Consider the following 13757-nt stretch of genomic DNA (forward strand, 5'->3'; position numbering starts at 1 on the left):
CAACACTTAAGATTCAAGTTCGATAAATTTTAGTTCTAAATTTCCATCTAAGACGCGGCTTAAATGTTTTAAATGACGATTGGTACGGTAAGCTTCGGCTACTACTGGGGCGGTATGATAGATGACTAATTGATACTTGTTTTTGGATTTTTTGATAAAGTTTAAGTCTTTAATCGGTTGTGTTTGCGAATCATTCAAGGCATCACTTACTTTTATGATTCCTCCTAAAATTAAGAGTTCTTTGATCTCGTCTTCAGTTAACCAATCAGGAAAATCACGCAAGTATCGCATCATCATGGATTTGCTCTTGAAACTACTTAGTAAAGCTAATCGTAGGCGATCATGATGTGAGAAGCCTAATAAATCCATATTGGAAATAATATAGAAGGTATGTTGTGAATCAGCTTCTGAACTGATCATTGAACCAAAGCGATATAAATAGCTGGCAAATTCTAATTCATTTTTTAATTGCTCATCGTAGCGAATAACATCAGCTTCACTCAATGCTTGATATAGTTTAATGGCATAATTAACCCGCAAAATACTACCTTCAGGTAAAATATTCATCTTATCAGCTACTTGTTGGACCGTTCTTAGTTTATTATTGCGTGCATCGATAGGTGAGTGATAGTGCTCATTAATATAAGTTAAAACAAATCCTTCTCGTAGTCCCTGATTAGATAAAATAAAAATCGGTGCTTTGACCGTATTTAATAATTCTAAAAAGACAATGTTGGCCGGGATGATGATGTCGACACGGTCATTGCTGAGTCCATCAATATTTCCCATATCCTCTAAATCGGTGGCCATAAATAAATCCAAGGTTTGGTTCAAACTAGCTTCTGTCATATGATAGCCTTGAATTCCCGCAATCGGATATTCATTTAAACGCTGATGTACATAGGCGATATTACGCGCAGAACCACTCATCGCGACGATCGGTAGTTTGGCTTTTTTCAACCAAGGCAAGCTTTTAAATTGCTCGCGTATGTATTTACGCACCGCATCCACGGCGCTGGCATCATTATGCTTTTTATTTTTAAAGAATTTTTCCTTTAAAGTGACGTTACCAAAAGGAAAACTATGGAATTGTACCATCTTTTGATTTTTAAAGAGCGTCACCTCACAACTGCCACCCCCGATATCAATCGTAATACCATCTGGTACATCAACCGAATGCAAAATCGCATATTGACCGAAAGTTGCTTCCTGCTTTTCTGATAAAATAGTGATCTCGATACCTACTTGTTTTTTGACTTGAGCTAAAATATCGTCACGGTTATCAGATTGGCGAATCGCTGCGGTTGCGACCGGGAATAATTTATCTACACCGGCTTTATCAGCCACGATTTTAAAGGACTGCAATACTTCGATTAATAAATCAATCCCCGTTTGGCTCATTACAACTGATTTTTTGCTTCTCTCTAAGTATTGTGAAAGTCTTGCGGGTGTCTTGATGTTTTGCAATTCGGTGATATTAAATCTATGGTCAATCGCATAAACGACCAGACGGATAGTGTTTGACCCGATATCAATTAACCCAATTTTTTCATTATACATATTGGACTTCCTTTCTGAATAACATTTACAAATCGGTAGTTTGGATAATGAAAAGTGAGTATAGGTTATTAACCTGGTAAAGTCTTAAAATAAATCGTCTTATTTTTATAAACCTTCTTCATTATAACGAAGGCTAGACACACACTCCATTTAGGATTTGTAAAAAATTTGTAAACATTAAAAATACATGATATTCTTATCTAGAATATATATTATATGGTATTTATTATACCATTATTGAAGGTGGAACTGTATGAAATTTATAACAAAAATGGGAATAGCTGTTTCAACAATCGGCTTAGCCTTATTCACAGCGAATGGTCTCAATCAAAAATTAGTCGTGAAACATTATAAATATCAACATCCGAATGTGAAAAATAGTGTGAGAGCAGCCGTCATTACCGATTTGCATAGTAATTTAATTGGTGAAGATCAAACAGACTTGATGTCCTTAATTGACAATCAATTTCCGGATGTCGTCTTTCTAGTGGGCGACATTGTTGATGAAAAATTACCTCAGAGTCAGGCAGAATTATTTTTAAATCAAATCGTCGTTAAATACCCAACCTATTATGTAACAGGCAATCATGAATCATATACAAAACGTGGCGAGCAAGTAAAACAGATGATAGAAGCCAAAGGAATTGAAGTGCTAGCCCAAGAATCAAGTTTATTTACTTATAATGAGACCACCTTACAAATTACCGGCATTGATGATCCAACATTTCTTCCACCAGATATTGCCTTATTTGAAGCAATGCACAATCACCAATCCGGACCATATGTCAATGTTTTATTAGCCCATCGACCAGAATTAATTGAAGATTATTTAGCTTATCCCTTCGATATTATTTTCAGTGGTCATGCACATGGTGGACAATGGCGCATTCCTGGTTTAATCAATGGACTTTACGCGCCTCACCAAGGATTATTCCCCAAATATGCTGGTGGCGAATATAATTTTAATCATACTAAATTAATTGTCAGTCGTGGCTTAGAAAATCAAAAGTTAGACCATATACCACGCTTCTATAATCGTCCAGAAGTGGTAATCGTGGATTTCTTACCGATGGAGGAGTAATGGGCTTGATGCGGTTAATGGCGCACCCCTTTAGGCTAAAGCAAATCATTAAAGTCAAATGTCGTCAGTGATACAGTTACAACCAAAACGAAAAATAAAAGTGAAAACAGAAGGTAATAGACCGACGACCAAAAGAATTGTATAGGGCAACATTTATACCACTTCGCTCAAAGCGAATCATTTCAATAAAAGTGATAAAATGCATAAACATAAGTGTCATTCAACGAGGTATTTAACGACCAATAGGTTGAGTTGGCACTTCCTTTTTGTGTCAATAATTAAAGTAGGAAATAGATGAGACTAGATAAATTTTTAATCAAAACATTACAACTATCGAAACAACAACGAAAACGTTTATTAGCTGACCACCAAATCTTAATTGATGGCCATCAAGCTCTTTCACTAAGACAAAATATAGATAGTGAGCTACAAAAAATTACGGTCAGAGGCCAACAAATCATCAGTCCAACCGAAAAATATTATATGATGTATAAGCCAGAAGGAGTTATTTGCGCTGTTAAAGATGACCAGAAGCAGACGGTAATCGACCTTCTAAGAGCTGAAGATCAAATAGAGGGCCTATATCCTATTGGACGTTTGGACCGTTATACTAGTGGATTATTATTGTTGACGAATAATGGACCACTGGGTTATCGCCTATTACATCCGGATCATCATGTGGAGAAGCAGTATCGAGTTAAGGTAAATGGTGATATTAATGAAGAAACGGTCGCGCTGTTTGCTAGAGGGGTGATAATCGATCAAGATACCTTATGCAAACCTGCAAAATTGATTATTTTACGTCATTCACCAACGGAAAGTGAAGCGCTAGTTACCCTCTCGGAGGGCAAATACCATCAAGTGAAGAAGATGTTTTTAAGTGCAGGAGTCAAAGTAATTGAACTAGTACGGTTAACCTTTGGAGAATTCTCACTTGATCAAATGTTAAAACCAGGTGAATATCGCGAACTCAATCAAGCTGAACGTCAATTAATTAAACAATATTTATCGGAAGATATTCATGTCTAATGATAAAAAACACCTATTATTACGTAGTGGTGAAATGTCCTATCTCTTGAACCGGATTCAGATTTAGAGGACAGCACAAAACTATAGTAAAATAGGTGTTTATTTATTACAGAAAGTATCATCGGAACGAAGTTAGGACTAGGTTCCTAAGATAGCTTTTGAACTTTATTTTTAATTAGCGAGTACCAAATTTAGTCAAGGCTATATTATTATTCATCTTTTGACCAATAAAGTGTTGAAATGATTTGGACGACCCCAAATGGAAATTGTTGTCGAACGGGTTGAAACAGAAGAAATGTCACCTCGGTTGAAAGCCGTTGGCATTTGTTTGCAACAAGGAAGACTGTTTGGTATGGGAGAGCGACATGTTAAAGCAGAAGAAGCTTTAACTTAGTAATACATGATGTGGCTAATAGGAAAGCATTAAAAAGTAACGGCACCAGGGAGTAGGCAGACGAAGCGAAAATTATTCGATTTTCAACTTCTCGTTCACTTCCATCTTTGCAGAGTAGGCAGACGAAGCGAAAATCATTTGATTTTCTAATACTTGCCCAATCCAAGAATTGTTACTTACCGTTAATAATGCTGACTATTGGCGCTTTTTTACAGTCCAAAATACAAAAGAGGTTAGATATGCGGTTGAAATTTTACTTCAAAAATTTCGTCTAAATCCTTTTGTTACAAAAAGGTGCATGCTAGCCTCTTTTATTTTAGTTGGGTTTTATATATTAAGCTTTTGATTTAAAATAACCAAAAGCTCGATGCATAATCTCGGTAACTAATTCGTCATCTTGGTTATAAATTTTGGCTTCCATTAAGCAAATCCCTTGTTGTGGTTTCGTTTTAGAGCGTTTAATTTCTTTCATGGTGAAGATACTATAAATACTCTCTCCAGGATAGACAGGGCGTACCCATTTAACATCTGCTCCGGCTCCCATCATGGCACCCGGTGTTAATGGCAATGTTTCGACTAACATTTTCATATTAACTGCAAGAGTATGCCAACCCGAAGCCACTAAGCGTTTGAAGATTGTATCTTTAGCGGCAACCGGATCGGTGTGGAAAGGTTGTGGATCGAATTGTTTAGCAAATTCTATGATGCGCTCTTCGCTCATTAAATAAGATTCGCTTTGAAATTGAGCGCCTTCCTTAATATCGTCTAAATAGGTAACTAATTGAGTCATGTTAAATCGTCCTTTCATGTATTGATAGTTGGCAGTTAACCAATTTATTTTGTCTGTTAATTTCATCATAGCACGAAAGGATAAAATTTTGTAAAGAAATGGTTCCGTTTTCAATTGAGAAATATTTATAGTTACTATCTCTTTTATTAATAGCATCAGTAAAAATAGTATTTTATATAAAAGTAATTGACTGATAGGTAAACGTTCTATGAGTAATTATGAGGCGACCACATTATCATTTTATGATAGACTTCGTAAATTGCAATCTAATATAAAGTCTATCACGGTATCGTATTAGCTAAAGGCCCTCTAAATACCGACTGCATCAAAATTAAAGGGCGCGTCACTAAAAATTCTACTTCATCATCATATAAAAAGGCACACTAGAAAAATTATCTTCTGTGTGCCTTTAAGCTATAGGACTCATTATTGTTCAGTAGGGTTAGTAATCGAACCGGTCATTTCAATAAGGGTGAAAGGATCAGCATGAGAGACGGTGTAAACGACATTTCCTACTTGCCATGTAGCGACATTATCTTCATAAGTTAATGAGTCATTCATTCTTAATTTAATTTGACCGACTACTTCAGGAGCTGGCAAAGCAATTTCTTCTAAATATTCAACGATTTGTTTCGCTAAATCAGGAGAAGAAACACCTTCTTGATTGGGTGCTTGGATTGCTAAACTCCAGTTGCCTTCTTGCCAATTTAAATAAGTAGATCCCATACCAGCTGTTAAATAACCGGTTATGCCATAACCTAAGTCTATTTCTTCACCTTGATTATCAATCACTTGATTAACCGCTTTTTGAGCGGCTGCTTCATCTTCGTAAACGGCACGTTGAAAAGCAGCAATCGGCGTTTTATTATTGAGCTCTTGATTGTTGACCTCATATGGCTCATTTTCTGCATAATAAAAGATATTAAAGTTCTCGGTATCCGAAACTTTTGTGGTAGCGGCAGAAAAATAGACAGGGGATTCTGCGGTTAATACTTTTGTTGGCAGGGCTTCATTTTCAAAATAACTTTGTAATTCTTCGACGACTTTCATTGCGTGTTCTTTTGGCGATGTTTCTTGCGCAGTTACAACTGATTGATTAAAAATTCCATTTGACAGCGGCAAAACGGGCGAAAATAAAACAATACTAAGTGCTAAATACTTTCTAAATTTTCGCATTTTTATCATCTCCTTACTTTAAGCATATGAAAAATGACAAATAATTCAAATCATAAGACTCAATTTAAGAAAATTTTTATAAAATAATAGGTGGGAATTAAGATTAATCCTATTTGAAAGCAAATATTATTGAATTAGCGTAAAAAGCTACGGATTATTATCCAAGTCTTAATCCTAAATGGACATTAGAATGTTTTAGTTTACACCCCTAACGAACCGTGAATCGTTCTTTTTAATGCGCATAGAAATTGACAAGGCTTTAACAAATAAATTGCTTTGCTCATTATCCAAGTATTGACTTCACTTGGATTTAGTTGACAAACCCTAACGAACCGTGTATCCATCTACCTAATGCTCAAAGACATTCACAAGACTTTATCTTTCAAATCAAACTAAATCATTTCCATGTATTTCGCAATTTAAAACTGAGCCACTTTCATCTTTTAATTAGCTTTTATCCGAGGTTTGGCAAAAACTTTTTAAATTCTGTTTAGGCATATCTATTTAATTCAGAGCGCAGTGGTTGAGTGGTCTCAACCTGCGTCTTAACGAGGTGAGGTATCACTTTGATAAATTCAATCAAGTTATTGTTATTAAATTCAAAGCGCAGTGGTTGAGTGGTCTCAACCTGCGTCTTAACGAGGTTAAAGATAAATTTGGTAAACCCGATCAAGTTATTGTTATTAAATTAAGAGCGCAGTGGTTGAGTGGCCTCAACTTGCGTCTTAACGACTTGTTTGAGGCCTACTCCACTGTGCGGGGGTAGGCCGACGAAGCGAAAATTATTCAATTTTCTACTTCTATTCTACTCCCCACTTAATCGCTTAGCGGTAATCTAAAATTTTCATTCTTTAAGCTATAAAAAAAGAAGACCAAGCACTTGGCTTGATCTTCGCTGCTTAGGATTTATTAAGCAAATTAGAATTGGTTGTGAATTACACGTTGTAAGATATCATTGATTTGATCTTGAGTTGCTTTGTTTAAGTATAAAGCATAACCTGATACACGTAATACAGCGTGTGGATTTTCTTCAGGATGTTGTAAGATATCAATTAATTTTTCACGGTTTAACACGTTAACGTTTAAGTGATGTCCACCTTTTTTGAAGTAACCATCTAACATAGTTGCTAAGTTTGCTTTACGGTCAACATCGTCACGTCCTAATGCTTTTGGATGGATTGCAAATGTATATGAGCTTCCGTCACGAGCATCTTCGAATGGAATTTTAGCAACTGATGATAAAGCAGCTAAAGCTCCTGATTTAACAGAGTTATATTGTGGGTTAGCACCTGGCGCAATTGGTGTCCATGGTTCACGGTAACCAACTACTTCAGGGTTAGAACCTGTAAATACATTACCTAATGCTTTACCATACACAATGTTTGAAGTGATGGTTAAGATTGATGTTGTAATTTCAGCATTACGGTAAGTAGGTAATTTACGTAAACGTTCCATATAGTCATGTAAGAAATCAGTTACTAATGTATCAACACGGTCATCGTTGTTACCGAAAGTAGGGAATTGTTCACCTTCAACCACATAATCAACTGGGAATCCATCTTCGTCACGAACGATACGTACTTTAGAGTATTTAACAGCTGATAACATATCCCCAACTAATGCTAAACCAGCAATACCTGTTGCAAAGTAGCGGTGTGGATGTGAATCTAATAACGCCATTTGAGTTGATTCATAAGCATAACGGTCATGTTGACGGTGGATAATGTTTAATGCACGAACATAAACTTTAGTTGTCCAGTCCATAACTTTATCTAATTTTTCCATTAACTCGTCATATTCTAAGTAGTCACCTTTAATTGGTTCTAAACCTTTAATAACAGTCTTACGAGTTTTTTCGTCAACCCCACCGGATACAGCATATAATAAGGCTTTAGGTCCAGAGAAACGAGCTCCGAAGTATTGGTGTTCTTTACCCATAACTGAAGGGGACACACAACATGCGATAGCAGCATCTGTGGAATGCATTACATTAGCCATTACTTCGTCGTTTTCATATTGGATAGCTGAAGTATCAATTGAAACTTTCGCACAGTATTCACGGTAAGCGCGTGGTAATTTTTCGTTATAGAAAATAGTTAAGTTTGGTTCTGGTGATTCACCCATTGTATATAATGTGTGTAATGCACGGAATGATGTTTTGTTAACTAATGAACGGCCATCATTGTTCATACCAGCGATTGATAAAGTCACCCAAGTTGGCATACCTGAGAATACTTCGTTGAAGTCTGGTGTACGTGCGAAACGAATCATACGTAATTTCATTACGAAATGGTCAATTAATTCTTGAGCTTCTTGTTCAGTAATTAAGCCAGCTTGTAAGTCACGTTCGATATAAATATCGAAGAATGCGTCCATACGACCTAAAGAAGTAGCCGCACCGTTAGTTTGTTTTGCACCAGCTAAGAATGCTAAGTAAGTCCATTGGATGGCTTCTTGAGCTGTTTTTGCAGGTTGACGTAAGTCAAATCCGTACATATCACCTAATTGAGCAATTTCTTCTAAAGCACGATATTGTTTAGAAATTTCTTCACGTGTTTGCATTTCTTCTTCAGTATACATTTCACGTTCCATTGCATTCCAGTCATTGAATTTTTCTTTTTTCAAGAAGTCAGTACCGTATAATGCAACACGACGGTAGTCACCGATGATACGTCCACGTCCATAAGCATCTGGAAGACCAGTGATGATTTTGTTTGAACGAGCAGCACGGATGTCAGCATCGTAAACATCGAATACACCTTGGTTATGAGTTTGGATCCATTCTGTAAATTGCATTTCAACTTCTGGATCTAAGCTGTATCCATAAGCTTCTAATGCTTGTTTAGCCATACGAACGCCACCGAATGGGTTTAAGCCTTGTTTTAATGGTTTATCAGTTTGTAAACCAACGATTTTTTCTAAGTCTTTGTCGATGTATGAAGCAGGGTATGCTAATACAGTTGAAACAATTTTTTCTTCCATATCGACTACGCCATGTTCAACTTCATAAGCTAATAAATCTTCAAAAGTCTTGTTTAATTTTTGAGTTGCTTCTGTTGCTTCAGCTAAGAAAGATTCGTCGCCAGTATATTCTGTGTAGTTGTCTAAAATAAATTGACCAACGTCAGTATTCTCACGCCAAGCGGCACCTTTAAAGCCTTCCCAAGCATTTGTCATTGTTTCTGTCATTTCTGTTTCCTCCTGTTTTTGAAAATTGATTCACAATGTTTTTACACTTACATTGTATCGGAAAATAGCACAGTCCGTCAAGGCCAAAACAGTCTTTAAACGCTGATAATACAATAATTCTGTTTCAAAACGTTGGAACAGTTACTATAAAAAGTTTTTATCTGTACCACTTTGATAGGGTTTTACAAATAATTTTCATTTATAAGTTTGTGAAATTGGTTTTCTTTTTCACAATGTATAAACAGTTTTCCTTTATTAATATCATTCTTTTATGAAAATAATTTATACTAAATTTGAGTAATCTTTGATAATTTCATAGCGTCGTCGGTCTATCGTCTGGTTTTCATGACTGATACAGCGTACTTTTAGTTTTTTCGTGTAAAAAAAGAAAATAATTGTAATGACTGTAAGGATTGACACCGCTAAAAAAAGAAAATGCTAGTCATTAACATTAAAGATGTGTAATAAAGGACAATTTGTTATAATGGAGAAGAGAAAATCAAGAAGGAGATTATTATGGCCCAACGAAAAATTGTCTTAATAGACGGAAGTAGTTTAGCATTTCGTGCATTCTATTCGATTTTAGATTTGGAACGCTTTAAAAATCGTTCAGGATTGCATACTAATGCTTTATATAGTTTTAATCGCATGTTAGATAATGTTTTACAACAATTTGAACCGACCCATGTATTAGTAGCGTTTGATAAAAGTGAGCGGACGTTTCGTACTGAAAAATATGCAGAATACAAAGGTGGACGTCAAAAGACACCAAGTGAATTTAAAGAGCAAATGCCCTATTTTAGAGTGTTACTTGATGCTTATGGCATTAAACACTATGATGTCTTAGGCTATGAAGCAGATGATATTATTGGGACTTTATCCAATCAAGCAGATGAGGACGATCAAGTCGTGGTGATTTCAGGCGATAAAGACTTAATCCAATTAGCCAGTGAGAATACGACAGTTTATGTTACACGACGTGGGGTGAGTGATCTAGAACCGTATACCCCTGCCGTAATTCGTGAAAAATATGATATTACCCCTGAACAAATTATCGATATGAAAGGCTTAATGGGCGATTCATCCGATAATTACCCTGGTATTACCCGCATTGGTGAAAAGACGGCGCTGAAATTATTACATCAATTTGGTACCGTTGAAGCGATGTATGAACGTGTAGATGAGTTAAAACCGTCAAAAATGAAAGAAAACATTATTAACGATGAAGCAAATGCCCGCATGAGTAAAGACTTGGCTCGTATTTTATTAGAAGCCCCGATTGACATTTCAGTAGACGATATTACGATGAATGAGAAAAATATTGACGATTTAACAGAGTTTTATCGTCAAATGGAATTTAATAGTTTCCTATCAGCTTTAGGCAGTGAAGAAGTAGTCAACGATGCATCAGAAGTGATGGAATCCGATTATGAAGTGGTTTATTTAGAAGAGATTAAAGCAGAGCATTTACCTGATCAAACAGCGATTCACTTTGAAACGATTGAAGAAAACTATCATTTTGCCGATGTGATCAAAGTGACTTGGTCAGATTTAGTCTCTCATCAAGTCTTTGTGACGGAAGCAAAAACGGCTTTTGACTCACCTTTATTTAAAGAGTGGTTAGCCAAGGAATTAACCGAAAAAATTTCCTATGATACCAAAAAGGATATGGTAATTGCAGCTCGTTTTGGTGCTTCTTTACAACATGTGACCTTTGATGTCTCGATTGCGACTTATTTAGCGGAACAAAGCCAAGACCAACGTATCGAAGCTATTCAAAGCTTTTTAGCTTTACCGGTAACGGTGCAATCGGATGAAAGTATTTATGGCAAAGGCGCTAAATTAGCCGTCCCAGAAGACGCTGAAATTGTTAACCAACATGTAGCTAATAAAGTCGAAGCATATGAACAAGTGAAAGCCCCGCTTTTAGCAAAATTAGAGGCAGTAGCGGCTACCGAACTTTTCTTGACCATGGAACTGCCATTGGCTGTTGTCTTAGCGAAAATGGAAATTGAAGGAGTTAAAGTCGATGCGGCGGCCTTAGACGAGATGAATACTTTAATATTAGAACGCCTTGCCGATATGGAAAAAGAAATTTATGAGTTAGCTGGCCGTGAATTTAACATCAATTCGCCAAAACAATTAGGCGAAATCTTATTTGATGAATTGGGCTTACCCGTGATTAAAAAGACCAAGACTGGTTATAGTACAGCAGCGGATGTGTTAGAAAAATTAAAATATCAGCACCCGATTGTTGAGAAGATTTTGGATTATCGCCAAATTGCGAAATTACAAGGCACTTATTTAGCGGGCTTACCACGCTTTATTAAAGAAGACGGTAAAATCCATACGCGTTTTGTTCAAACACTGACCCAAACGGGGCGTTTAAGTAGTACTGATCCTAACTTACAGAACATTCCGATTCGCATAGAAGAAGGTCGTAAAATCCGCAAAGCCTTCGTACCAAGTCATGAGGGATGGCAGTTATTTGGAGCGGACTATTCACAAATTGAGTTACGCGTGTTAGCCCATATTTCAGAAGATGAACACATGCGTCAAGCCTTTATCGATGATGAGGACATCCACTCAGCGACCGCCCGCCGTGTCTTTGGTTTACCAGAAGGCGAACCGATTACCAGCAATCAACGTCGCCAAGCGAAAGCTGTTAACTTTGGCATTGTCTATGGTATTAGTGATTATGGTTTATCACAAAACTTAAACATCACACGTAAAGAAGCGAAAACATTTATCGATACCTATTTTGATAAATATCCCGGGGTAGCCGAGTATATGAAAGAGATCGTTAAGCAAGCCAAAGAAGATGGCTATGTAACGACCTTATTTAACCGTCGTCGTTATTTACCGGATATCCATTCTTCCAACTTTAATATTCGTTCATTTGCTGAAAGAACGGCGATGAACTCACCGATTCAAGGTTCTGCTGCTGACATTATTAAAATTGCAATGATTCGCTTAGATGAGGCCATCACGAAAGAAAACTTACAAGCCAAATTATTATTACAAGTGCATGATGAGTTAATTTTAGAAGCGCCAGCAGAAGAAATGGCACGACTAGCGGAGTTAGTGCCGGAAGTAATGGAAGGGGCAGTTGAATTAGCAGTACCATTGAAAGTGGAAGCCAATCAAGGTGAAAACTGGTATGAATTAAAATAGGCTCTTTGTCAAATGGTGTGGATCACGGAATTTTTGGTCGTTCAACACAATTGTGTTGAACGGCTGTTTTTCTAATTATGCGGTTTTCTCTGTCTTTGATTCTTTTTCTTGACTAAAATATAAAGGGCGATAGTCTTGGTTTGTGCAGTTCTTACTTAACAAAATATAGCGTGCTCTTAATCTTAAACGTCTAAAATTAGTATAACCGTGTCCTGTTCGTTTGATTGTTTTAATGATATTATTGGTTGCTTCTAAGTGACCATTTGACAACGTGACGGTTAAAGCATTGGTGATATACTCTTGATAGCGTGTAATCGTGTTAAACGCTGTACGAATCACTTGACGATAGGAATATTTTTTTATTTCTTGAAGTTCATAATGAAACAATTCGACGTCGTGTGTCATAATGGCATATTTGAAATCATTTATTTTTTCATAGGCATTTCTTAGCCCTATATCAAGCGAAAGTAGATATTCTACCATCATTTTTTCAGTCACTAATCCATCGAACAGGCGATGGGTTTGATAATTCTCAAAATCTAGATCTTCTCGGTTTTTAAGAAGTAATTTCCATAATTTTTTTAACTTATTATAATCACATTTCGAGGGTTTCTTTTTATATTGATTCATTACTTGAATCCTTAGGTTATTAAGGGCTCTATTGAGTAATTGAATGATATGGAACCGGTCAATCACAATTTTAGCACATGGGAACAGTGTCTTGATCATGCTAATAAAGGGAAGGTTCATGTCCATCGTAATCCATTCAACTTGACGTCGAGCGTCCAATGGGAAACGGAAAAAATGTTTTTTGATATCGGCTTGTTGACGACTATCTAATAAATCTAATACTTGGTGAGTAGAAGCATTGGCATAAATAAAGGACATTTCTGCTTTACATGATTTCGTTGTACGTAGTTCGTCAAATGATAAAGTGGTTGGCAGGGTATTCGTTTGTGGTTTCATCTGCTTTTCCAAGGAATCGAGTACTCTAACGACCGTACTAATTGATACATAGGTATTTTTAGCAATCAGTGAAGCAGATTGTACGAGTCTCAATTGTTCTTTTACGAGTTGTTTTTGTAAGTTAGAAATCTGACAATTTGGCTCTACTAAATTCGTTTGTGCCATAAAGGTTTTCTTACAAGCTTTACATATAAAACGTTGTTTTTTTAGTAGAATTAATTTAGGACAGGAAAGAGAACAAGCATATTTCACTTTTACTTGCTTAAAGCCATGCTTCAAAATAGAGTTATTAATATTTTTTTGATGACAGCAGGGGCAAGCCACTGGGTCATAAGAAAGCGTGGCAGATACTGTCTGGTAAAGGACACCGTTCAATGTGATGGCATCTTGATCCAAAC

The 13757-nt window shown here is 36.4% G+C and carries 9 protein-coding genes; 4 read left to right on the forward strand and 5 right to left on the reverse strand.

Going from position 1 to position 13757, the window contains the following annotated elements:
- Positions 1-6 precede the first annotated feature (6 nt).
- Positions 7-1560 (reverse strand): Ppx/GppA family phosphatase, encoded by a 1554-nt coding sequence (locus tag B5D12_RS08200; protein WP_078756363.1) that lies wholly within the window; start codon positions 1558-1560, stop codon positions 7-9.
- Between the two features lie 253 nt (positions 1561-1813).
- Here B5D12_RS08200 and B5D12_RS08205 point away from each other — a divergent pair, with 253 nt between their 5' ends.
- From B5D12_RS08205 to B5D12_RS10495, 3 genes are all read left to right on the forward strand, one after another.
- Positions 1814-2641, forward strand: coding sequence for a metallophosphoesterase (locus B5D12_RS08205; protein ID WP_078756364.1), 828 nt, complete (start codon positions 1814-1816; stop codon positions 2639-2641).
- Between the two features lie 294 nt (positions 2642-2935).
- Positions 2936-3670 carry a pseudouridine synthase gene (locus tag B5D12_RS08210; protein WP_078756365.1) on the forward strand — a complete coding sequence of 245 codons (735 nt, stop codon included), beginning with the start codon at positions 2936-2938 and terminating at the stop codon, positions 3668-3670.
- 259 nt (positions 3671-3929) lie between these two features.
- Positions 3930-4064, forward strand: a complete 135-nt coding sequence (locus tag B5D12_RS10495) for an EAL domain-containing protein (protein ID WP_143412074.1) — start codon at positions 3930-3932, stop codon at positions 4062-4064.
- 334 nt (positions 4065-4398) lie between these two features.
- Here B5D12_RS10495 and B5D12_RS08215 read toward each other — a convergent pair whose 3' ends face one another.
- The 3 genes from B5D12_RS08215 to pflB form a co-directional block, all read right to left on the reverse strand.
- The gene (locus B5D12_RS08215) at positions 4399-4854 is read right to left on the reverse strand and encodes a MaoC/PaaZ C-terminal domain-containing protein (RefSeq protein ID WP_143412075.1); all 456 of its coding nucleotides are present in this window, start codon (positions 4852-4854) and stop codon (positions 4399-4401) included.
- A gap of 426 nt (positions 4855-5280) precedes the next feature.
- Complete coding sequence (locus B5D12_RS08220; RefSeq protein ID WP_078756367.1) at positions 5281-6030, reverse strand: hypothetical protein; 750 nt, start codon at positions 6028-6030, stop codon at positions 5281-5283.
- A 918-nt stretch (positions 6031-6948) separates the two neighbouring features.
- Entirely contained in the window at positions 6949-9219 is a 2271-nt protein-coding gene (gene pflB, locus B5D12_RS08230; protein ID WP_078756369.1) for a formate C-acetyltransferase, read from the reverse strand.
- A 516-nt stretch (positions 9220-9735) separates the two neighbouring features.
- On the opposite strand from pflB, the gene polA reads away from it, so the two are divergent.
- Positions 9736-12393 carry a DNA polymerase I gene (gene polA, locus B5D12_RS08235; protein ID WP_078756370.1) on the forward strand — a complete coding sequence of 886 codons (2658 nt, stop codon included), beginning with the start codon at positions 9736-9738 and terminating at the stop codon, positions 12391-12393.
- Positions 12394-12468: 75 nt separating this feature from the next.
- Here the strand turns inward: polA and B5D12_RS08240 are convergent.
- Positions 12469-13757 (reverse strand): ISL3 family transposase (locus B5D12_RS08240; protein ID WP_159443905.1); only part of this gene is annotated, 1289 nt, incomplete at its 5' end.

The sequence above is a fragment of the Globicatella sulfidifaciens DSM 15739 genome (genome assembly GCF_900167405.1).
Classification (GTDB): domain Bacteria; phylum Bacillota; class Bacilli; order Lactobacillales; family Aerococcaceae; genus Globicatella; species Globicatella sulfidifaciens.